General features: G+C 67.4%; 16 protein-coding genes. 8 read left to right on the forward strand and 8 right to left on the reverse strand.

Going from position 1 to position 21,666, the window contains the following annotated elements; all coding sequences use genetic code 11:
- The coding region (locus AC1DJH_RS23490; RefSeq protein ID WP_478187360.1) for an integrase core domain-containing protein at nt 1-263 on the forward strand (263 nt) is incomplete at its 5' end.
- A 391-nt stretch (nt 264-654) separates the two neighbouring features.
- Here AC1DJH_RS23490 and AC1DJH_RS23495 read toward each other — a convergent pair.
- The 7 genes from AC1DJH_RS23495 to AC1DJH_RS23525 all read right to left on the reverse strand — a co-directional run bounded on the left by AC1DJH_RS23495 (nt 655) and on the right by AC1DJH_RS23525 (nt 8,452).
- Nucleotides 655-1,281: a GTP pyrophosphokinase gene (locus AC1DJH_RS23495; RefSeq protein WP_472118436.1), complete on the reverse strand. Its 627-nt coding sequence runs from the start codon at nt 1,279-1,281 to the stop codon at nt 655-657.
- The gene (locus AC1DJH_RS23500; RefSeq protein WP_472118439.1) at nt 1,278-2,291 is read right to left on the reverse strand and encodes a hypothetical protein; all 1,014 of its coding nucleotides are present in this window, start codon (nt 2,289-2,291) and stop codon (nt 1,278-1,280) included. Before AC1DJH_RS23500 ends, AC1DJH_RS23495 begins: the two co-directional genes overlap by 4 nt.
- A 307-nt stretch (nt 2,292-2,598) precedes the next feature.
- Complete coding sequence (locus AC1DJH_RS23505) at nt 2,599-2,724, reverse strand: YHYH domain-containing protein (RefSeq protein WP_472118442.1); 126 nt, start codon at nt 2,722-2,724, stop codon at nt 2,599-2,601.
- Nucleotides 2,725-3,247: 523 nt separating this feature from the next.
- Nucleotides 3,248-3,685, reverse strand: coding sequence for a CBS domain-containing protein (locus AC1DJH_RS23510; RefSeq protein ID WP_478187361.1), 438 nt, complete (start codon nt 3,683-3,685; stop codon nt 3,248-3,250).
- 44 nt (nt 3,686-3,729) lie between these two features.
- Nucleotides 3,730-4,785: a 2-oxoacid:ferredoxin oxidoreductase subunit beta gene (locus AC1DJH_RS23515; RefSeq protein WP_478187362.1), complete on the reverse strand. Its 1,056-nt coding sequence runs from the start codon at nt 4,783-4,785 to the stop codon at nt 3,730-3,732.
- Complete coding sequence (locus AC1DJH_RS23520) at nt 4,782-6,656, reverse strand: 2-oxoacid:acceptor oxidoreductase subunit alpha (protein ID WP_478187363.1); 1,875 nt, start codon at nt 6,654-6,656, stop codon at nt 4,782-4,784. Before AC1DJH_RS23520 ends, AC1DJH_RS23515 begins: the two co-directional genes overlap by 4 nt.
- Nucleotides 6,653-8,452, reverse strand: a complete 1,800-nt coding sequence (locus tag AC1DJH_RS23525) for an FAD-dependent oxidoreductase (protein ID WP_478187364.1) — start codon at nt 8,450-8,452, stop codon at nt 6,653-6,655. Before AC1DJH_RS23525 ends, AC1DJH_RS23520 begins: the two co-directional genes overlap by 4 nt.
- 257 nt (nt 8,453-8,709) lie before the next feature.
- On the opposite strand from AC1DJH_RS23525, the gene AC1DJH_RS23530 reads away from it, so the two are divergent.
- From AC1DJH_RS23530 to AC1DJH_RS23540, 3 genes are all read left to right on the forward strand, one after another.
- Nucleotides 8,710-9,603: a DMT family transporter gene (locus AC1DJH_RS23530; RefSeq protein WP_472118453.1), complete on the forward strand. Its 894-nt coding sequence runs from the start codon at nt 8,710-8,712 to the stop codon at nt 9,601-9,603.
- Between the two features lie 246 nt (nt 9,604-9,849).
- Nucleotides 9,850-10,488, forward strand: a complete 639-nt coding sequence (locus tag AC1DJH_RS23535) for a dihydrofolate reductase family protein (RefSeq protein WP_472118456.1) — start codon at nt 9,850-9,852, stop codon at nt 10,486-10,488.
- Nucleotides 10,489-10,803: 315 nt separating this feature from the next.
- Nucleotides 10,804-11,802, forward strand: a complete 999-nt coding sequence (locus tag AC1DJH_RS23540) for a hypothetical protein (protein ID WP_472118459.1) — start codon at nt 10,804-10,806, stop codon at nt 11,800-11,802.
- 18 nt (nt 11,803-11,820) lie between these two features.
- On the opposite strand, the gene AC1DJH_RS23545 is transcribed toward AC1DJH_RS23540, so the two are convergent.
- Nucleotides 11,821-15,441 carry an indolepyruvate ferredoxin oxidoreductase family protein gene (locus AC1DJH_RS23545; RefSeq protein WP_472118461.1) on the reverse strand — a complete coding sequence of 1,207 codons (3,621 nt, stop codon included), beginning with the start codon at nt 15,439-15,441 and terminating at the stop codon, nt 11,821-11,823.
- Between the two features lie 92 nt (nt 15,442-15,533).
- Between AC1DJH_RS23545 and AC1DJH_RS23550 the strand changes: the two genes are divergently transcribed.
- The 4 genes from AC1DJH_RS23550 (at nt 15,534) to AC1DJH_RS23565 (ending at nt 21,560) form a co-directional block, all read left to right on the forward strand.
- Nucleotides 15,534-16,055 carry an Lrp/AsnC family transcriptional regulator gene (locus AC1DJH_RS23550; RefSeq protein WP_472118463.1) on the forward strand — a complete coding sequence of 174 codons (522 nt, stop codon included), beginning with the start codon at nt 15,534-15,536 and terminating at the stop codon, nt 16,053-16,055.
- A 187-nt stretch (nt 16,056-16,242) separates the two neighbouring features.
- Nucleotides 16,243-16,629, forward strand: a complete 387-nt coding sequence (locus AC1DJH_RS23555; RefSeq protein WP_435485880.1) for a response regulator — start codon at nt 16,243-16,245, stop codon at nt 16,627-16,629.
- Between the two features lie 82 nt (nt 16,630-16,711).
- Nucleotides 16,712-21,106 (forward strand): DEAD/DEAH box helicase, encoded by a 4,395-nt coding sequence (locus tag AC1DJH_RS23560; protein ID WP_478187365.1) that lies wholly within the window; start codon nt 16,712-16,714, stop codon nt 21,104-21,106.
- Between the two features lie 232 nt (nt 21,107-21,338).
- The gene (locus tag AC1DJH_RS23565; protein WP_472118469.1) at nt 21,339-21,560 is read left to right on the forward strand and encodes a hypothetical protein; all 222 of its coding nucleotides are present in this window, start codon (nt 21,339-21,341) and stop codon (nt 21,558-21,560) included.
- The last annotated feature ends 106 nt before the right edge of the window (nt 21,561-21,666 follow it).

Raw genomic sequence — 21,666 nt, forward strand, 5'->3', positions numbered from 1 at the left:
GCATTGAGCCATCAGTGGGCAGCAAAGGCGACTCCTATGACAACGCCCTGGCCGAGACGATCAACGGCCTCTACAAGGCCGAGCTGATCCATCGCCGGGCGCCGTGGAAGACCAAGGAGTCGGTGGAGTTCGCGACGCTCGAATGGGTGGCCTGGTTCAACCACCATCGCCTGCTCGAACCCATCGGCTACATCCCGCCTGCAGAAGCTGAGGCAAACTATTACCGGCAACTCGCCAGTCAGTCCGCCAAGACGGCGGCATGACTTAAACCAACTGGCCTCCATGGAAGCCGGGGCGATTCATTGAGCGTCGCGAGGCATACCAAGAGTTTCTTATCGAAGCTCAGGATAAGTTGATGATCCAAGTTAACAAGGTCATGGCACTAGCCCGAGGCGACGTTCAGCTTGACGGCGATTTTTCGCGACTGGAGAAGCAGAGCCACGAAATGTCCGCACGGGCGCGTGCAGCCATTGTCAGCATGCGCACAGAGTACGAAGAACAAATGGAGCTTGCTCGGCTCATCTAGCAATCGAGGATGGAGGGGACATATGAGTGCCTGGGACTTTCCCTACGAGATGAACGAGCGCGTCTACAGCGCGGAAGACATAGCAGACGCGGCTGCCTGAAGCGCCTGCGCGCTCGCAAGCACGGCGCTTACCCCGCGTGAGAGGAGCCAAGCTCCGTATGCAATTGCTCGAAAATCTGATCGGCCCCCCATGCCTGCGCGGCCGTGAACGCGATCTGCCGCTGCTGCAAGGTGGAAAGAGGCTCGCTCGGCTTATAGGCTAGATCGTGCTCCGCCTCGCTCCAGGCGTGCTGAAAGAGCGTCTTTACCTGCAGCTCGAAGAACTCAGGCATCTTTGCACGGTCCGCGTCGTCGTCGATCACGTCTTCAGGCATCGCCAAGATGAAGTGCCTGCCGACGTAGCCAAATTGGTTCACGGCGTCGGGCACCAAATCCTTGCCCTCGATGCGGCGAAAGTAGCGGTCGACCGCCGCGCTCACAGCGTCCACATCTTGCTTGTAAAAGACGATCGCCCTCGCGCCAACGAGATCCTGAATCTGTTCGAAGGGGTGCTCGTATTTCAGCGCGCCGTCGTCCTTGCGCTTCATCGCTTTACCCAGAAATCGATCAGGGCTCTTCGCGCGGGCGGACACCCGGTCGATGCGCGGGATGCCGGTCAGCGTTTCCTGAATGTGCGCTTGCAACTTGCTCGCGAGCGGCGCCAGGATGGTCCCGTGACGCGCGCTGTATTCGGAAAGCAACTCGTCTTTCGTCATTTCGTGCTCTTAAGCTTTTCATCGACGATGTGCCCAGCAGCGACAAAGACAGCTTTGTCCTTGTGGTGTTCGGTTTTGAAGCACTCGTCGAACTTCTCAGCCGGCGCGGTCATCATGGCGCCCGTGTCCAACTCCACTTGCTTGTATGCCAAGTGGCGCGAAAACTCCGTGACGTCGAAGCGAAACTTCTCGTGGACCAGCCGCGGCGGATCGACCTTGGCGATGATGGCTTGCTTCGCAGCGTCGGACATGTGGAAGCTGTCGCAGAACTCCGAGATCGTCATGGACTTCTTCGAAATGTTGGCGGCCAATTGCACCGCCGACGTGAGCTGCGTTTTGATCGCGATGTCGGTCGTCGCCTGAAGGGCTCCCTTGATCGCTTTCGCCAACCGCTTCGTCCCCTGCGCCGCGGTAGTGGAGAACTCGGAGCGCAGAAAATCGACGATCCAGTAATCGGCGACAGCTTTGCTACCGTGGTTTACCTGCTTGTCGACGACGTGTCCCTTCCAGAGCTGGGTTGGCGTGCCGTCCCAAAGATACGTTGCCGCCTTATAGGAATAGGCGCTTTTCATGAAGACCTGCTCGACGAAGCTGACGGTAAGCCTCTCGCTCTTCTTCTCGGCCACGATGCCTTCGTCCGCCGGAAAGCGGGAGATCACTACGCGCGTATCGCTCTCGCCGTCCTTGCCGATGCAGATGAACAACAATCCCATCCCGGATACTCCCCCCGTCGAAGCCTGCAACCGTTTCGCCAGTGGGGTAGAGGCGGACACCGACGGCTTCTGCAGCAACGCGAGCAGCTCGGTTCTCACGGCGTTTTCCTGATTCTCGCCGTCGGAGACGAACATGACAGGCACATTGCAGTCTTTGCCCGCGTTGTCGTAAATGTCGGTGAGCATCTTGCAAAGCTTTCCGTTATCCAGCGGGATCTGCGTCCCACTGACGACCGCTACTTCCGGCTGATTCTTTTTCGGATAGGTCAGGAAACTAAAAATCTTCTCCACTGGCATTCGTCGTCTCCGAAGTTTTGGTTCGAGCCGATGATGGGACTTTGACACCAAGATAGTGTCCACGTATTCACCGTGAGTTGTGGTGGACACGAGGCGCTTATGAGGCTAAGGGCCGATCAGGTTGGGGCGCCCCGCCACTTCCAGTGGTGACAGACTTTCGAGCTGAACGGCTGCTTGGCGCCAGTCGGCGTGAGTACGTCTGCGGGCGGTATAGGTCGGCAATTGCTGCGAAGCGGGTTCAGGCTCGAAACGCCAGATCTCAAATCGAGCGTTGCTATTGAGATAGCTTAGATTTTTTCGGGGCTCGTCAGTGGCAGTGGGAGCCCCCATTCTTGTTGTCGCGATGACAGCCATTTTTGTCAGTACCTCCTGAGTGCGCGAGTACTCCACAGCTCAAGCAAAGCGCGGCGATCAGTATTGCAACCTTCTTCATGACATCTCCTCGTTCCAATGAGCGCTGGAGTGTGTACCCCCGCTTCTGTGATCGGGCAGGGGTTTACGAGCGTTCTCCCATGAACATGGGATGAAAGCGGGGCATCGAGCATCGAATGTGACGATGATCGGTGGCTGAGGCCGTTGAATTGAAAGTCTGATTCAGGCGGCGTAGCCGCCATTAGGTAGCAACGGCTTTAGTTCAAATGTTCCCAGGCGTATTCAAACCCTCCTGAGTGGCACTAGCCACCAACACCCCGTTCAAGTCGCGCACCGCCGCAATGGACGACTCCTCCCCCGCTCCGCACCTCGAAGCAAAGCCGCCCATCCGCACTGAACGGACGATGAACCTAGATCGCATGGTTCCGGCTCGCCACATGCGGCCGCTCCCCATCGCGGTCCCGCTGCGCGCACACGAATGCCCATGGCCGCAAAGTTGAGCCACAAGTCCGACAGGTACGCGAACGCAGCCGCGTGCAGCGCGGCGACAGCGGCAAAGAACCGCAGGGCTCCAATGCCGTTCCTCACCCCAAAACATCCTTCCCCTGCTCGTTGAACTCCGTCTGGCTGAGGGCCGTGCCGATCTCCCGCGGCAGCGCGTCGCGCACCGAGAACACGCCGAGAATCTTCGTTCCCGACACCAGCGGCAGATGGCGAAAGCCCCGTTCGAGCATCAACACCACGGCGTCGGACACCCGCATGTCGGGTGGCACGCAGATCGGGTTGGGCGTCATCACCTCGCGCACCACCGTGCGATCGGCGTCGAGCCCGCGGGCCAGCACCCGGGTCATCAGGTCGCGCTCGGTCAGGATGCCCAGCAGGGTGTCGGGCAGCTCCATGACGAGCACGCTGCCGCAGTTGGCACGCGTCATCACGCAGGCGGCATCGCGCACGCTGGCCTGCGGGCCCAGGCTGACGACATGCGTGCGCGAGATGGACTGAAAAACAGTGCGCTCGGCCATGGTGCGACCTCCGGAAGTGGCGTGATGGTGCGCCCGGCCGCCGCTCAGCGCAAGGAGGCGTTGAGCCGCTCCAGCGCCTGGGCGCCGGGGCAGAGCTGGGCCGGGCCCAGCGCGTTGAGCGGCCGGTCGCTGGTGTTGAGCGCCGTGTGCAGGTCGGTGGCCAGCGGGTCGACGTAGAGCAGGCCCGTCACCACCTCGCCCATCTCGTGGTGCCGCTGCATGTAGGCCATGGCGGCGTAGCGGTCGCCGGGGTTGTAGTCGGGGTGCAGGCTGCGCAGGCGCAGCAGCGTGCCGTCGTGCTGGCGCACGTCCAGCACTTCGCCCGGCCCCATGTCGACGGTGATTTCTTCCCGCCCGCTGATGAAGTCGATGCGGCTCACCGCCTCGTTGTGCTCGCGCACGTAGTCGTAGCTCTTGGTGCTGCCAGGGTGGTTGTTGAAGGCAACGCAGGGGCTGAGCACGTCGATGAAGGCAGACCCGCCGTGGCTGATGGCCCCCTTGATCAGCGGCACCAGCTGCGCCTTGTTGCCCGAGAAGCCCCGCCCCACGTAGCTGGCGCCCAGCTGCAGCGCCATGGCCACCAGGTCCACCGGGTTGTCGGTGTTGACGACGCCCTTCTTGCTCTTGGAGCCCTGGTCGGCGGTGGCCGAGAACTGGCCCTTGGTCAGCCCATAGACCCCGTTGTTCTCCACGATGTAGGCCATGCGCACGCCGCGCCGCATGGCGTGGGCGAACTGGCCCAGGCCGATGGAGGCCGAGTCGCCGTCGCCCGACACGCCCAGGTACAGCAGGTCGCGGTTGGCGAGGTTGGCGCCGGTCAGCACGCTGGGCATGCGGCCGTGCACGGTGTTGAAGCCGTGCGACGCGCCCAGAAAATAGTCGGGCGTCTTGGAACTGCAGCCGATGCCCGAGAGCTTGGCCACGCGGTGCGGCTCGATGTCCAGCTCCCAGCAGGCCTCGATGATGGCGGCGGAAATGGAGTCGTGGCCGCAACCGGCGCACAGCGTGGAGATCTTGCCCTCGTAGTCGCGCCGCGTGTAGCCGACCTTGTTGGTGGCCAGCGTCGGGTGGCGCAGGCGTGGCTTGGCAAGGTAGGTCATGCGGATTCCTTCCATTCCTTCGTGGGGGTGACGCGGGACGCGTGCGCCTGTGCCTGCGTCTGCTGCAGGTGCGTGCCGATCGCCTCGACGATGAAACGCGCCGTGATGGGCGTGCCGTCGAAATGCAGCACCCGCACCAGCCGGGCCGGGTCGGCGTCCAGCTCGTTGACCAGCAGGCTGCGCATCTGCGCGTCGCGGTTCTGCTCGACCACGAACACCTGCCTGTGCTGCGCCAGGAACTGCACCACGCTCTGGGGGAAGGGAAAGGCGCGCAGCCGCAGCGCGTTCAGGTGGATGCCCTGCGCCTCCAGCGCGTCCAGCGCCTCGTGCATCGACGGGCTGGTCGAACCGAAATAGATCACGCCCAGCTCGGTGGCTTGCGCGGCCGGCCGCGGCACCGGCTGCGGCACCAGCGTGGCCGCGGTCGCAAACTTCTTCAGCAGCCGCTCCATGTTGTAGATGTAGTCGGGCCCGCGCTCCGAATACCGAGCGTAGGCGTCGCGCGTGGTGCCGCGCGTGAAGTAGCTGCCCTTGGTCGGGTGCGTGCCCGGCAGCGTGCGCCAGGGAATGCCGTCGCCGTCCACGTCCTTGTAGCGGCCGAAGTCGCGGCCCGCCTCCAGCTCTTCGGCGGTCATGACCTTGCCGCGGTCGTAGGCCTTGGCGTCGTCCCAGGCAAAGGGCTCGCACAGGCGCTGGTTCATGCCGATGTCCAGGTCGGTCATCAGGAACACGGGCGTCTGCAGCCGGTCGGCCAGGTCCAGCGCGGAGGCCGCGTGCTCGAAGCACTCGTGCGGGTCTTCGGGAAACAGCAGCACGTGCTTGGTGTCGCCATGCGACGCATACGCGCACGAAAGAATGTCGGCCTGCTGCGTGCGCGTGGGCATGCCGGTGGAAGGGCCGCCGCGCTGCACGTTGATGAGCGTGACGGGAATCTCCGCAAAGTAGGCCAGGCCGATGAACTCGGTCATCAGCGAAATGCCCGGCCCCGAGGTGGGCGTGAAGGCGCGCGCGCCGTTCCAGCCGGCGCCCACCACCATGCCGATGGAGGCGAGCTCGTCTTCGGCCTGCACGATGGCAAAGCGGTGCTGGCCGGTGGCCGGATCGACGCGGAACTTGGTGCAGTATTTCTGGAAGGCCTCGGCCACCGAAGACGACGGCGTGATCGGATACCAGGCCGCCACGGTGGCGCCGCCGTACACGCAGCCCAGTGCCGCGGCGCTGTTGCCGTCCACGAAGATGCGGTTGCCCACCCGGTCGGCACGCCGCACCTTCAGGCCCACGGGTTCGCGCAGGTTTTCCCTGGCGAAGTCGCAGCCCAGGTGCAGCGCCTGCACGTTGGAGGCCAGCAGCTTCTCCTTGCCCTTGTACTGCTCGCCGAACAGCTTTTCCACCACCTCGGGCTCGATGCCGAGCAGGATGGCCAGCGCGCCCACGTACACGATGTTCTTGAACAGCTGGCGCTGGCGCGGGTCTTGATAAACGGCGTTGCAGATCTCGGTGAGCGGCATGCCGATCACGCGGATGTCGCTGCGGAACTTCGACGGCGGCAGCGGGCGCGTGCTGTCGTAGAAAAGATAGCCGCCGGGCTCCAGTTCGGCCACGTCGGCGTCCCAGGTCTGGGGGTTCATCGCCACCATCATGTCGGTGCCGCCGCGCCGCCCCAGGTGGCCCTCTTCGGTCACGCGCACCTCGTACCAGGTCGGCAGGCCCTGGATGTTGCTCGGGAAGATGTTGCGCGGGCTCACCGGCACGCCCATGCGCAGGATGGCCTTGGCGAACAGCTCGTTGGCCGAGGCCGAACCCGAGCCGTTGACGTTGGCGAACTTGATGACGAAGTCGTTGATGCCTTCGATCTGTGGAATGGCGCTCATGCCGCCACCCCCTGCCCTGCGGGCGTCATCTTCAGCAGGAACTTCTGCATGTCCCAGGCGCCCGTGGGGCAGCGCTCGGCGCACAGGCCGCAGTGCAGGCAGACGTCTTCGTCCTTGACCATCACGCGGCCCGTCTTGAGCCCGCCGGACACGTACAGGTCTTGCGCCAAGTTGAGCGCCGGCGCCTTCAGCCGTGGCCGCAGCTCGGCTTCGTCCGCGTTGTCGATGAAGCTGATGCAGTCCATCGGGCAGATGTCCACGCAGGCATCGCATTCGATGCAAGCGGGCTCGGTGAACACGGTCTGCACATCGCAGTTCAGGCAGCGCTCGGCCTCCTTGAAGGCGGTGGCTGCGTCGAAGCCCAGCTCCACCTCCACGCGAATGTTCGCCAGCGCCGTCTCGGCCTTGGCCCAGGGCACCTTGTAGCGCAGGTCGTTGGAGGTGTCGTTGTCGTAGCTCCACTCGTGGATGCCCATCTTCTGCGACACCAGGTTGGTCATGGGCGCGGGGCGCACGTACACCGGCTCGGCGCGCAGCAGCTTGTCGATCGACACCGCGGCCTCGTGGCCGTGGGCCACGGCGGTGATGATGTTCTTGGGGCCGAAGGCCGCGTCGCCGCCGAAGAACACGTGGGGCACCGTCGACTGGAAGGTGTTCTTGTCGAGCGTCGGCAGGCCCGACTTGTCGAAGCCAACGCCGCAGTCGCGCTCGATCCAGGGGAACGCGTTTTCCTGTCCCACGGCGACCAGCACTTCGTCGCATTCGAAGTAGGCGTCGGGCTCGCCTGTTGGCACCAGCGTGCGGCGGCCCCGGTCGTCGTATTCGGCACGGACGATCTCGAAGCGCATGCCCAGCAACTTGCCTTCCTCGTGCACGAAGGCCTTGGGCACGTGGAAGTCGATGATCGGAATGCCTTCGTGCTGGGCGTCTTCCTTTTCCCAGGGCGAAGCCTTCATTTCGTCGAAGCCGCTGCGCACGACGACCTTCACGTCGGTGCCGCCCAGGCGGCGCGCCGAGCGGCAGCAGTCCATGGCCGTGTTGCCGCCGCCCAGCACGATCACGCGCAGCCCGATGCTGCTGACGTGGCCGAACGAAACCGAGTTGAGCCAGTCGATGCCGATGTGGATGCTCGCCGCTGCTTCCTGGCGGCCGGGCACGTCGAGGTCGCGGCCGCGCGGCGCGCCGCAGCCGACGAAGATCGCGTCCCAGCCCTGCGCCATCAAGGCTTTCATCGAGCCGATGCGCTCGCCGCCGCGGAACTCGACGCCCAGGTCGAGGATGTAGCCCGTCTCTTCGTCGATCACCGACTCCGGCAGGCGAAAGCGCGGGATCTGCGTGCGGATGAAGCCGCCGGCCTTGGCCTCGGCGTCGAACACCGTCACCTCGTAGCCCAGCGGTGCCAGGTCGCGCGCGACGGTGAGCGAGGCCGGGCCGGCGCCGACACAGGCAATGCGCTTGCCGTTCTTCGGCGCGGGCTTGGGCATGCGCGCGCGCACGTCGTCCTTCATGTCGGCGGCCACGCGCTTGAGCCGGCAGATCGCCACCGGTTCGGGGGCCTGGGCGTTGCTTTCCTCCACGCGCCCGCGCCTGCAGGCAGGCTCGCAGGGCCGGTCGCAGGTGCGCCCCAGGATGCCGGGAAAGACGTTGGACACCCAATTGATCATGTAGGCGTCGCCATAGCGGCGCTGCGCGATCATGCGGATGTATTCGGGGACGGGCGTGTGCGCCGGACAGGCGTACTGGCAATCGACCACCTTGTGAAAGTAGGCCGGGTTGGCTATGTCGGTTCGCTGCAAAGCGTTGTCTCCTGACGGTCGCCCGGGAGCCCGAAGGGGCCGGCGCGCGGCTCTGCGGCGAGTATGCGCCGCACTGGCGGCTCGCAAGACTTGGTGGAATCCCGCAGAAACACGAGCCCTCGGGAGCCGAGCTTGCGCACGCTCCGTGCGCAACGCGACCACCCGGCACTGCACCGTCGGCCGACTGCTGGCAGCGCCTATGCTTGGCGGTCAAGAACAAGGCCCCTCCCCGGCCACTGGTGCAAGACAAACCTCCCATGCAATCGACCGGAACCCTGCGCGGCATCGCTGCGATGCTGTTGGCCTGCGCCTTCTTTGCGTGCATGGACGCGCTGCTCAAGAACCTGGCCGGGCACTACCCGCCGGTGCAGGTGATGGCGCTGCGCGGCCTCACCGCGCTGCCCCTGGTGTGCCTGTACATCGCATGGCGGCGCGAGGCCGGCGGCGTCTTCAACCGCCGGCTGCGTTGGCGGCTGCACCTGCTGCGCACCGTGCTGAACATGGCGATGCTCGTGCTCTTCGTGCATGGCCTGAAGACTCTCGGCCTGGCCGAGGCCTACACGCTCACCTTCATCGCCCCGCTGTTGATGGTGCTCATCGCGGTGCCGATGCTGGGCGAGTCGGTGCAGCCCCGGCACTGGATCGCCATCGGGCTGGGCTTCATCGGCGTGGTGATCGCACTGCGGCCCGAGCAGGGCGCCTTTCTCTCGATGGGTGCGCTGGCGGTGCTGGTCGCTGCGGTCTTCTATGCGCTGTCGAACATGCTGGGCCGGCTCATCAGCCGCACGGAACCCAGCGCCGCATTGGTCTTCTGGACGACCGCCGGCATGGCGGTGGGAGGCACCTTGCTGGCGGTGCCGCAATGGGTGCCCATTCAGCCCCAGCACATGTGGGTGCTCGCGGGCCTGGCCATCAGCGGCTTCCTGGGCCAGATGGCCATCGCCGAAGCCTTCCGGCACGGCCAGGCCGCTGCCATCGCTCCGTTCGAATACAGCGCCCTTGCGTGGGGGTTGATGCTCGACTGGTGGATATGGAAGGCCGCGCCCGATGCATGGACGCTGGGCGGCGGAGCACTGATCGTTGCAAGCGGACTCTGGCTGGCGCGAAGCGAGGCGCCGAGGTCTGCAGTAAAGAAGCGGCAAGCCGTCTGAGCTTGCCGAGCTGTCCGATCTTCGCCATGTCCCTCGGACGCATGCGAAGGCCACCGCCGGCGTCGCTGTCTCTGCCCATTCAGCTCCATTCTTCGCCCGACATGCCCAGGGGCTCCAGCTGGCTCGCTCGCGCGAACTCGTCGAGTGGCTGCCGCATGTGTCGCGAATCGGCTCCTGTGGACACCATCCACTTCTCCAGGACATAATTGTGGACAGCGTTCACAACAAGGATGGAAGGCCAGCCCCATGAGCAAAGTATTCGTCAACATCGGACTCAGCCTCGATGGCTACATGGCCCCCGAAGGGATGACCATGGACGACCCCGGCTACAAGAACTGGGGCGCCAAGTGGGGGGCAATGATGGGTTGGCTGGTCAAGCTGCAGCACTTTCGCGAGAACGTCCTCAAGCTCGGACCCGGGGGAGAAACCGGCCCGGTCAATGACCTGGTTCGCAGCACCTTCGAGCGCATCGGCGCCAACATCATGGGCAAGCGGATGTTCGACCAGGGCGAGGTCGCCTGGCCCGACGACGCGCCGTTTCACACGCCGGTCTACGTGCTGACCCATGAAAAGCGCGAGCCCTGGGTGCGCCCCGGCGGCACGACCTTCCACTTCATCAATGACGGGCCGGAACGTGCCCTGGCGCTCGCGCGGGAATCCGCCGGCGGGCGTGACATTCGCATCGCCGGCGGCGCGGACGTGATCCAGCAGTACCTGAAACTCGGTGCCATCGACGAATTGGAGATCGCCCTGGCGCCGGTGTTGTTCGGCAGCGGGCGGCGCCTGTTCGAGAACCTGGGCGAGCTTGGGACGCAGTTTCGAATCGACAGCGTTCTGGCGGGTCCAGCCGCCACGCACCTGCGCTATTGCAACGCACGAGCGTGACAGACAAGCAAGACAGTGTGACGCCACGCCGATAGACGGACGCGCGAGCGCGCAAAACCACGAGTCCCGACCGTGCCTCAGCCGGGAGCGTCGTTCTTGTCACCGTGCCCCTTCTGCGGTAAGTTTTGCCCGGCTCGAGGGTCGTCGAACAACGCGTTCGCATCGAATCGGCGGGCGCATTTCGATACAGGCACGCAACCGACGACCGGCGCCGACACTGCGACGACGTGCACGATCAATCACGCCGCCGGGCCGCGCAATCGGAATGGATTTCGGGTCGCACAGCCAAATCAACAACATCAGGGAGGATCCAGAATGACGCTCGTCTATTCGTCTTTCAACGACCACTTGGGCACGCTGCCGCCCGAGCTTTCGCGACACGGCATGGCGTTGCGCGCGCAAGTGCAGCAGCGCATCGGCACCTTGCCGGATTCCGGCCTGTCCGCCTTCCTCTTCCTGCCCGACCAGACCGACCACCCCGACCACGAAGACGCACCGCAGGTTTTCGCGCAGGCCGTCGAGCAGATGTACCTGCCCAAGCCCCACGTGGGCGACGAGATTCCGCTTCTGTTTCTCGGCTATCACGCGATGAATCGGCTCAGCGGCAAGCGAGCGTCGCAGGGGTTTCTGCTGACCGACCAGGCGATGTACGTGCAGGACGATTTCACGGTGCTGCTGGCGGCGCCAATGGCGCAAAGCCACGTGCTGCCCGGGCGCATCGGCGAAGTGCCCTCGTTCGTATCGACGCTGCTCGAACGCTACAAGTCCTGGAAGGACTGGGCCGGCGTGTCGGGCTTGCCCGAGCCGATGCTGCTCGAGCGATGCGGCGCGCTGCTGGCGCCGGTCGTGAGCGCAACCATCGAATACCACGCGCAACATGCCAGCCAGCGGCAGGCACCGCAGCGCACATGGAAGTTGTCCGAACTGGTGGCCGACCACGGCGCGGCCGATACGCTGCTCGACCCGCTCAACCCCAAGCTGTCGAAAAAGCTCGGCAAGGTGGCCGGCAAGTTCCAGGTTCCGGCCAATGAAACGCTGCAGTTTGCGCTGGTGGATTTCCCGCTGTTCGGCGGTCCTTACGGCCTTGCACTGACCACGCAGGCCTTGTACGGCAAGGACCTGATGGAAGCGCCGGTGCGCATCGCGTTGCAGAGCGTGGATGCCAGCGCGCTGCAAATCACGGAAAAGGGCGACGAGCTGCTGACCGGCTCGAACGAGCCCGTCGCGCTGCCCGCGCACATGGAGGCAGCGCTTCGGGAGCCCTTTCTCGCGTTTCTCAAGCAGGAAATCGTGAGCCTCCAGTCGCAAGCCTGAGCGGCGCGCGCGCCTCGCTCAGGCCCCTGAGCCGGCCACGATCGCGATGCCGCGAATCTGGCCTGCCGTCGGCGCGCCTTCGGCCGACGCCGGCTTCGCATAGCGCGACGGCGCAAAGCGGTGCAGCAACTCGGCTTCGCGAACGCGCGCCGACGCGAGGTTGTCCAACTTCACATGCCCGAAGCCGCGCACCGACATCGGCAGCACGGCCACGCGCGCCGCGGTCGACTGGTTGTCGGCGGTGAGCTCGGTGCACATGTCCTGCAGCAGGCCGTCGAAGTGCGCGATCAGCTCGCGCTCGATGCGGCGCTCTTCGGTGTAGCCGAACAGGTCGAAGGCGGTGCCGCGCAGCCGCTTGCCGTGCGCCAGCCACTTCATGGCCGGCAGCATCCAGGCGCCAAGGCGCACCTTGACCGGCGCCTGCCCGTTCGCCGGGCGCGCGAGCAGCGGCGGTGCCATGTGGAACTCGAGCTTCAGATCGCCTTCGAACTGGTCTTTCAGCTTCTGCAGGAAGGCGCCGTCGGTGTAGAGCCGCGCCACTTCGTACTCGTCCTTGTAGCTCATGAGCTTGAGCAGGCTGCGCGCCGCATTGCGCGTGAAAGGCAGGCTGGTGTCGCCGCCCGGCAGCGCGGACTCGGCCTGCTGCAGCGCGCGAATGCGCGTCTCGAAGCGGGCCGCCCACGCGGCGTTCTGGTAGCCGGTGAGATGGCGGCGCGCATCGGCCAGCAGCGCCTCCAGCGGGCGCTCGTCGGCCTGCTGCGCTTGCGCATTCGTCGGCGCCGCGCGCAACTGGTCGAGCGCGGCGGGGTCGCCCGCCGCGAGCCGACCCAGCGAGAAGGCCGACTGGTTGGCCGCCACGGCCACGCCGTTGAGTTCGATCGCATGCATCAGCGCCTCCAGGCTCAGCGGCACCAGGCCGCGCTGCCATGCGTAGCCGGTCGCCACGATGTTGGCGGCCAGCGTGTCGCCCAGGAACTCTTCGGCCAGGCTCTGCGCGTCGAAGGTCTCGACCTGTTCCTCGCCCGCGACGAAGCGCATCTTCTCCAGCAGCAGGTCGACGTGCAGATCGGCGTCGGGGTTGCGCAGCGACTCGGCCACCGGGATCTCGTGGATGTTCGCAAGCACGCGCGTGCGCCCGTGCCGCACGGTCTGCAGCGCATCGGCCGATGCGCCCACCACCACGTCGCACGCCAGGATGGCGTCGGCCTGCTGGGTGTCGATGCGCACCTGGTTGAGCCGCTCGGGCGCGTCCGCCAGGCGCACGAAGCTCAGCACCGAGCCGCCCTTCTGCGCGAAGCCCATGAAGTCGAGCACGCTGGCGGACTTGCCTTCGAGGTGCGCGGCCATGGCGATGACCGCGCCCACGGTCACCACGCCGGTGCCGCCCACGCCGGTCACGAGCAGGTCGTACGGCGCGCTCCATGCGTGCGGCGCGGGGTGCGGCAGCGCGGCCACGCGGTGCAGGAAGGCATCGCGCCCCGCGGCCAGCGCGCCGCTCTTGCGGCGCAGCTTGCCGCCGGTGACGCCCACGAAGCTGGGGCAGAAGCCCTTGGCGCAGGAGTAGTCCTTGTTGCAGCTGGTCTGGTCGATCTTGCGCTTGCGGCCCATCGGCGTTTCCTGCGGCAGCACGGCCACGCAGTTGCTCTGCACGGTGCAGTCGCCGCAGCCTTCGCACACGGCCTCGTTGATGAACAGGCGCTTGGGCGGCTCGGCCAGCTCGCCCTTCTTGCGGCGGCGGCGCTTCTCGGCGGCGCAGGTCTGCTCGTAGATGAGCACGGTCACGCCGGGCATCTCGCGCAGGCGGCGCTGCACCTCGTCGAGCGCGGCGCGGTCGTGGAACTCGGTGCCCGCCGGAAAGCGGTTCCTGATGGCGTCGTAGTTGCCGATGGCATCGCTCACGACCACCACCTTGGTGACGCCTTCGGACTCGACCTGCCGCGCGATGGCGTCCACGCTGATGACGCCGTCGACCGGCTGCCCGCCGGTCATGGCGACCGCGTCGTTGAACAGGATCTTGTAGGTGAGCGTGGCCTTGGCGGCCACGGCCTGGCGGATCGCGAGATAGCCCGAGTGGTAGTAGGTGCCGTCGCCCAGGTTCTGGAAGACGTGCGGCGTCTTGGTGAACATGGCGTGCGAGATCCAGTCGACGCCCTCCCCGCCCATCTGTATGAGCCCCGCCGTGCTGCGGTCCATCCAGTTGGCCATGAAGTGGCAGCCGATGCCCGCGCGCGCGGTGGAGCCTTCGGGCACCTTGGTGCTGGTGTTGTGCGGGCAGCCGGCGCAGAAGTACGGCAGGCGCTTGACCGCGTCGCTCGCGTTGCCCAGCAGCTCGGGCGGCGTGAAGTCGCGCACATGCTGCAGGTGGTCGCCCAGGTCGTGGTTGTCGGGGAAGTGCACGGCCAGCCAGTGCGCCACCAGCTCGATGAGGCGCGAAGGGCGCAGCTCACCCAGGGCCGACACCAGCGGCAGGCCCGCGCGGTCGTGCTTGCCCACGAGCACGGGGCGCGCACCGGCAGGCGCGTTGTAGAAGATGTCGCGCAGCTGCGTCTCGACCACGGCACCCTTTTCTTCCACGACGAGGATCTCGTCGAGCCCCTGCGCAAAGGCCTTCAGGCGCGTCTGCTCCAGCGGAAAGCTCAGGCCCACCTTGTACAGCCGCACGCCGGCGCGCGCGAGCTGCTCGGGCGAGAGCTCGAGCCGGCGCAGCACCTCCATCAGGTCGTGGTGCGCCTTGCCGCAGGTGACGATGCCCACCTTGGCATGCGGGCTCACGATGACGTGGCGGTCGATGCTGTTGCGCTGGGTGAAGGCGGCCACGGCCGCGAGCTTGTCTTCGAGGCGCGACTCGATGCGCAGCGAAGGCAGGTCGGGCCAGCGGTAGTGCAGGCCGTCGGGCGGCGGACGGTGGCCGGTGGCGGCGCGCACGGCGTCGGCGTCTTCCCAGGCGGCGACGCGCGCGTTGACCGCGTCGAGGTCCACCGTGCCTGCGCTCTCGACAATTTCGGACAGCGCCGCCATGCCGACCCAGGCGCCCGAGTAGCGCGACAGCTCGTAGCCGTACAGGCCGAACTCCAGGTACTCGGCCACGCTGGCGGGCTGCATCACCGGCATGCGCCAGGCCATGAAGGCGTGGTCGCTCTGGTGCGGCATCGACGACGACACGCAGCCGTGGTCGTCGCCCGCCACCACCAGCACGCCGCCGTGCGGCGACGAGCCGTAGGCGTTGCCGTGCTTGAGTGCGTCGCCCGCGCGGTCCACGCCCGGGCCCTTGCCGTACCACATGGCGTACACGCCCTCGACGGTGCGCTCGGGGTCGGACTCGACGCGCTGCGTGCCCAGCACCTGCGTGGCGGCCAGCTCTTCGTTGACGGCAGGCACGAAGCGGATGCCGGTCTGCTTGAAGCGCTCGCCGGCCTTCCAGATGGCCTGGTCGACCATGCCCAGCGGCGAGCCGCGGTAGCCGCTGACGAAGCCCTGCGTGTGCAGGCCGCGCGCCGCGTCGCGCCGGCCCTGCATCGCCAGGATGCGGATCAGCGCCTGGGTGCCGGTGAGGAAGACCGAGCCGGCGTCGGCCCAGAGGTTGTCGGAGAGCTGGTAGTCGGGCCGTCTGAGTGCGGTTGCGGTGTGTGGGGCGTTCATGCCCGGAATTGTTCTGCCGCACCCGGAGGAAGTGTTTCTTCAATACACTGGCGCAGACCCTTGTTTGAAGAATAATCCTCTCGAAAATCGCCATGAACGTTGGTTCTGTTTCTCTTGACGAGCATTGCCTCAAGATTCTTTCTGCGCTGCAGCACGACGGGCGGCAGACGGTGCAGCAGATCTCCGAGGCCGTCGGGCTGTCGCCCACGCCCTGCTGGAAGCGCATCAAGGACATGGAAGCGGCCGGCGTGATCCGCGGCTACACGGCCCTGGTCGACCCCGAACTGGTGGGCCTGCATGTGTCGGCCGTGGCCGAGGTGAACCTCGACCGGCACAGCGAGGCGCTGGTGCAGCGCTTCGAGGAAGTGGTGGCCGCGAGCCCGCAGATCATCCGCTGCGTGTCGGCCACCGGGCCGGCGGACTACATCCTCCACGTGACCGTGCCGGACATGAAGCACTACGAGCGCTTCTTGCACGAGGTGCTGTTCAGCCTGCCAGGCGTGACGCATGTGCGTTCGAGCATCGTGCTGCGGGAGATCAAGTCCGAGACGGCGCTGCCGCTGGCGCACCTGCTGGGCACGGCGCCCCGGGCAGCGGGCGCGCGGCGCGGTTGAGCCCGATGCAGCAGGTCCCTCCAGCGGGCAAGCCAACGTCCGCGAGGTCGCAGGGCATGGAGATCGGCCGGTAGGTCCGGCGTAGGAGACCCGCTCACAGCGACACGCGTGCATGGACCACCACGGCCGTACAGGCTTCGCCTCACCGTCGGCACCAGGGACACACAGAGAATTTCAGGGAAAAAAAATGGCTGTCATCACATTCCTCGTCGAGGACAACAAGACGATTCGCGACCAGCTCATCCCCACGCTCGAGGACCTGACCAGAGCCCGTGTGCTGGGAACCGCAGAGACCGAGGCACAGGCCATTCATTGGCTGAAGTCGCACGACGGCGACTGGGACGTGGCTGTCGTCGATCTCTTTCTGAAGGAGGGTTCCGGGCTGGGGGTCTTGCGCGGCTGCGAGCAGCGCGCGCCGCACCAGCTCGTGGTGATCCTGTCGAACTACGCGACGCGCGAGATGCGGGCGCAGTGCCTGGCGCTGGGTGCCGACGCCGTGTTCGACAAGTCGACCGAGCTGGACAACTTTCTTCACTTCGTGCAGCGCATTCCGGGTCAGGCGGACCGCAGCTGAGAGGGCCGTGCCTTGACATTTGCCCGCGCAGTCCCGATCTTCGTGGCTGCAGGCGCATGCCGTCGCGTGCCTGTCCGCCCCCGTGACCCTGAACCCGTTCCACCCCGCCGTCGCCCAGTGGTTCCTTGGAGCCTTTCCCGGCCCCACGTCCGCTCAGGTCGCGGCGTGGCCGGCGATTCGCGCCGGACGCGACACGCTGGTCGCGGCGCCCACCGGCTCCGGCAAGACGCTCACCGCTTTCCTGGCCGCGCTGGACGACCTGGTGCGCCGGGGGCTGGCGGCGGGCGGGCTGCCGGATGAAACCGCCGTCGTCTACGTCTCGCCGCTGAAGGCGCTGTCCAACGACATCCGCCTGAACCTCGACGCGCCGCTCGCGGGCATTCGCGCCGCGCTGGCGGCGCTCGGCCTGCCCGACGTCGACATTCGCACCGCCGTGCGCACCGGCGACACGCCGCAGCGCGAGCGCCAGCAGAGCCTGCGCCGGCCGCCGCACATCCTGGTGACCACGCCGGAGTCGCTCTATGTGCTGCTGGGTTCGGCGTCGGGCCGCAAGATGCTCTCGAACGTGCGCAGCGTGATCGTCGACGAGATCCACGCCATTGCCGCGAGCAAGCGCGGCAGCCACCTTGCGCTGTCGCTGGAACGGTTGCAGGCGCTGTGCGTGGCGCACACAGGCGCGCGGCCGGTGCGCATCGGCCTGTCGGCCACGCAGAAGCCGATCGACGAGGTGGCGCGCTTCCTGGTCGGCGCCGGTGCGCTGCACGCCGACGGCACGGCCAACTGCGCCGTGGTCGACATCGGCTATGCCAAGCAGCGGGACCTGGCGCTCGAGCTGCCGCCGACGCCGCTGGAAGCCGTGATGTCGGGCGACCAGTGGACGCAGGTGTACGCCCGCGTGGCCGAGCTGGTGTGGCTGCACAAGACCACGCTGGTGTTCGTCAACACGCGCCGCATGGCCGAACGCGCGGCGCGGCACCTGGGCGACATCCTCGGCAAGGAGGCCGTGGCCGCGCACCACGGCAGCCTGTCGAAAGAGACGCGCCTGGACGCCGAGCAGCGCCTCAAGCGCGGCGAGCTGAAGGTGCTGGTGGCGACCGCGTCGCTGGAGCTGGGCCTGGACATCGGCGACGTCGACCTGGTGTGCCAGCTCGGCTCGCCGCGCGCCATCGCCACCTTCCTGCAACGTGCGGGGCGCTCGGGCCACGCGGTGGGCGGCGTGCCGAAGGCGCGGCTGTTCCCGCAGTCGCGCGACGAGTTGGTCGAATGCGCCGCCCTGCTCGACTGCATCCGCCGCGGCGAGCTCGACGCGCTGCGCGTGCTGCCGGCGCCGCTGGACGTGCTGGCGCAGCAGATCGTGGCCGAGACCGCCTGCCGCGAATGGCAGGAGGACGATCTCTTCGCGCTGGTGCGCCGCGCGTGGCCCTATGCGACCCTCACGCACGAGCGCTTCATGGACGTGGTGCGCATGGTGTCCGAAGGCTTCACCACGCGGCAGGGGCAGCGCGCGGGCTACGTGCACCGCGACGCGGTGAACCGCCTGCTGCGCGAGCGCAAGGGCGCGCGCATGACCGCGCTCACCTCGGGCGGCACCATTCCGGAGACCGGCGACTACACGGTCATGCTGGAGCCGCAGGCCGACAAGATCGGCACGGTCAACGAGGACTTCGCGGTCGAGAGCCTGGCGGGCGACGTGTTCCAGCTCGGCAACACCAGCTACCGCATCCTGAAGATCGAGCCGGGCCGCGTGCGGGTGGAAGACGCGCACGGCGCGGCGCCCAACATTCCGTTCTGGCTCGGCGAGGCGCCGGGGCGCAGCGACGAGTTGTCGTTCGGCGTGTCGCGGCTGCGCGAAGAAGTGGCGCAGGCGCTGGAAGAGGGCGGACAAGGCGGCCGCGACGGCGCGATGGCACTGCTGACGCAGACCCTCGGCCTGGACGACGAAGCCGCGCGCCAGATCGTGGCGCACCTCGCGCACGCGCTCGACGTGCTCGGCGCGCTGCCGACACAGCGCACGCTCGTCATGGAGCGTTTCTTCGACGCCTCGGGCGGCATGCAGCTGGTGATTCACTCGCCCTTCGGCAGCCGGCTCAACCGCGCGTGGGGGCTGGCGCTGCGCAAGCGCTTTTGCCGCACCTTCAACTTCGAGCTGCAGGCCGCGGCGACCGAAGACGCGATCGTGCTGTCGCTGTCCACCAGCCACAGCTTCGCGCTCGACGAGGTGGCGCGCTACCTGCACTCGGCCTCGGCGCTGCACGTGCTGGTGCAGGCGCTACTCGACGCACCGCTGTTCGGCGTGCGCTGGCGCTGGAACGCGACCACGGCGCTCGCGCTGCCGCGCTTCAGCGGCGGGCGCAAGGTGGCGCCGCAGCTGCAGCGCATGCGCTCCGAAGACCTGCTCGCGGCCGTGTTCCCCGACCAGGTGGCGTGCGCGGAGAACCTCGTGGGCGAGCGCGAGGTGCCCGAGCATCCGCTGGTGGCGCAGACCCTGGACGACTGCCTGCACGACGCGATGGACGCCGAGGGCTGGCTCGCGCTGCTGCGCCGCATGGAGTCGGGCGAGGTGCGCGTGCTGGCGCGCGAACTGCCCGCGCCCTCGCCGCTTGCCATGGAAGCGCTGAACGCGCGCCCCTACGCCTTCCTGGACGACGCGCCGCTGGAAGAACGTCGCACACAGGCCGTGCAGAACCGCCGCTACACCGACCCCGAAAGCGCCGACGACGTCGGCCAGCTCGACGCGGACGCCATCGCCAGTGTGCGCGAAGAGGCCTGGCCGCAACCGCGCAACGCCGACGAGATGCACGAGGCGCTGGGCATGCTCGGCGCGTTGAGCGACGACGAGGTGGCGCACGAAGTGGCGCGAGGTGCCGGCTGGAAGCAATGGCTCGCCGCGCTCGCGAAAGCCGGCCGCGCGACGCGCCTGCTGCGCGAAGGCAAGGGACGCGGTGCGCGCGGCCTGTGGGTGACGGCCGAGCGCCTGCGCCTGCTGCAGGCCGTCGCGCCCGATGCACCCATGCAACCCGCCATCGAAGCGCCCGCCGACGCCGAGCAGCCGGCCGACCGCGACACCGCGCTGCGCGAGTTGCTGCGTTCGCGCCTTGGCGGCCTCGGGCCGGTCACCGTGGCGCAACTGGCCGCGCCGCTGTGCCTGCCGAGCGCCGACGTCGAAGGCGCGCTGCTTGCGCTGCAGGCCGAAGGCAGCGTGCTGCAAGGCCGCTTCACGCCGGGCACGGCAAGCGTCGAATGGTGCGAGCGCCACCTGCTCGCGCGCATCCACCGCTACACGCTCAAGCGCCTGCGCCGCGAGATCGAGCCCGTGGAACCGCGCGATTTCGTGCGCTTTCTCTTCGAATGGCAGCGCATTGGTGCGGCCTCCCGCGTGAGCGGGCCGGAAGCGCTGTCGGGCATCCTGTCGCAGCTCGAAGGCTACGAGGCGCCCGCGCCGCTGTGGGAGGCCGAGCTGCTGCCCGCGCGCGTGAGCGACTACGCCGGCGCGTGGCTCGACGACCTGTGCACGGCCGGACGCGTGCTGTGGACGCGGCTGCGCCCGAGCACCGCGGAAGGCCGCAAGGGAGCAGGCAGCCTGTCGTTGCGCGCCACGCCGGTCGTGCTGTTGCCGCGCCGCAGCGCGGCGCTGTGGACCAGCCTGGCGCCGGCCCCCGTCGACGACGAAACGCTCGGCTCGCGCGCCATGCGCGTGGCCGCGCACCTGGCGCAGCACGGTGCCTGCTTCTTCGACGAGATCGCGTCGGGCACGCGGCTGCTGCCGGTGGAAATCGAGGAGGCGCTGACCGAACTGGTCGCCAAAGGCCGCGCGCGCTGCGACAGCTATGCCGGCCTGCGCGCCTTGCTGGTGCCGGCATCGAAGCGGGCCTCGGCCGACACACGGCGGCGCCGCCGCACGCCGCTGTTCGGCATCGAGGATGCGGGGCGCTGGACCCTGGTGCGGCCGCCCGCCGCGGCCGAGACGATGACGGCAAGCTCCGCGGAGGCGATGGAGCAGGTCGTGCACGTGCTGCTGCGCCGCTACGGTGTGATCTGCTGGCGCCTGCTCGAACGCGAGGCCGCATGGCTGCCGCCCTGGCGCGACCTGGTGCGCGTGTGCCGGCGGCTGGAGGCACGCGGCGAGATTCGCGGTGGCCGTTTCATCGCCGGGGTGTCGGGCGAGCAGTTCGCGCTGCCCGAAGCGGTCGCTTCGATGCGGCAGGTGCGCAGGCAGCCCGGCGACGGCGCGCTGATTGCGCTCGCGGCCAGCGACCCCGCCAACCTGCTGGGCAGCATCGTCCACGGGCCCAAGGTGCCGCGCGTCGCAGGTTCGCGCGTGCTGTACCGCGACGGTGTGCCGATCGCGACCAGCGTGGCCGGGGAGATCGCCTGGCTGGTGACGCTGGACGCGGCGCAGGCGCTGGCCGCACGCCGCGCGCTGTCGCTCGCACCGGCGCTGAGCCTTGTCGACCTCGCCGTGCAGCAGCAGGCCTGAGCGCCGCGCCACGGGTTCGAGCAACGCGCTGCACAAAACGAGAACCTCTGACTACGTGTTCGGGGGGTGCGGTCACCCGAATTGGGTATTGCGGAATATTGACGTTTGTTTACATTCATCCGCACCGTTTCGGGGCCGGCCGGCGCGGCGAAAACAACGATGCCGGGCACAGGGGGATCGAATGCCACTCTTTTGCTTGATGAGGCTCCAGCACGCCCGTTTTCCGCTTCGCGTGGAGAAGCCGGAAGACGTCCGGCGCATTTCCGTCCTGGCGGCCACGGGCCTGGTCGAGGCCGAATTCAACGTGCCGCCGGCAGTCAAGGGGGCCTATGTGGTGCCGCGGATCGTCGTGGTGAAGTGCATCACCGACGACGGCCTGCAGGAGCTCGAACGCTTTGTCGGCGAGCGCGTCGGCACCCGGGGTGCCAGGCATTCGGACGATCGCGGCAACTGAGGCCGACGTCCGCCCAAGCCGGCGGCACCCGCCGCCGGACAGGTCGGCGCGGCTTTCCGACATCACTTCCGCGGCGTTGAGCGCTGCGGGTCGCGTTCGCGCGTCC

The sequence above is a fragment of the Variovorax sp. 10N412 genome, from assembly GCF_056394985.1.

Bases quoted from the DNA above. Each gene is read 5' to 3' on its own strand.
- AC1DJH_RS23495 (WP_472118436.1), bottom strand. From the start codon at position 1,281: ATGACGAAAGACGAGTTGCTTTCCGAATACAGCGCGCGTCACGGGACC.
- AC1DJH_RS23500 (WP_472118439.1), bottom strand. From the start codon at position 2,291: ATGCCAGTGGAGAAGATTTTTAGTTTCCTGACCTATCCGAAAAAGAAT.
- AC1DJH_RS23505 (WP_472118442.1), bottom strand. From the start codon at position 2,724: ATGAAGAAGGTTGCAATACTGATCGCCGCGCTTTGCTTGAGCTGTGGA.
- AC1DJH_RS23510 (WP_478187361.1), bottom strand. From the start codon at position 3,685: ATGGCCGAGCGCACTGTTTTTCAGTCCATCTCGCGCACGCATGTCGTC.
- AC1DJH_RS23515 (WP_478187362.1), bottom strand. From the start codon at position 4,785: ATGACCTACCTTGCCAAGCCACGCCTGCGCCACCCGACGCTGGCCACC.
- AC1DJH_RS23520 (WP_478187363.1), bottom strand. From the start codon at position 6,656: ATGAGCGCCATTCCACAGATCGAAGGCATCAACGACTTCGTCATCAAG.
- AC1DJH_RS23530 (WP_472118453.1), top strand. From the start codon at position 8,710: ATGCAATCGACCGGAACCCTGCGCGGCATCGCTGCGATGCTGTTGGCC.
- AC1DJH_RS23535 (WP_472118456.1), top strand. From the start codon at position 9,850: ATGAGCAAAGTATTCGTCAACATCGGACTCAGCCTCGATGGCTACATG.
- AC1DJH_RS23540 (WP_472118459.1), top strand. From the start codon at position 10,804: ATGACGCTCGTCTATTCGTCTTTCAACGACCACTTGGGCACGCTGCCG.
- AC1DJH_RS23545 (WP_472118461.1), bottom strand. From the start codon at position 15,441: ATGAACGCCCCACACACCGCAACCGCACTCAGACGGCCCGACTACCAG.
- AC1DJH_RS23550 (WP_472118463.1), top strand. From the start codon at position 15,534: ATGAACGTTGGTTCTGTTTCTCTTGACGAGCATTGCCTCAAGATTCTT.
- AC1DJH_RS23555 (WP_435485880.1), top strand. From the start codon at position 16,243: ATGGCTGTCATCACATTCCTCGTCGAGGACAACAAGACGATTCGCGAC.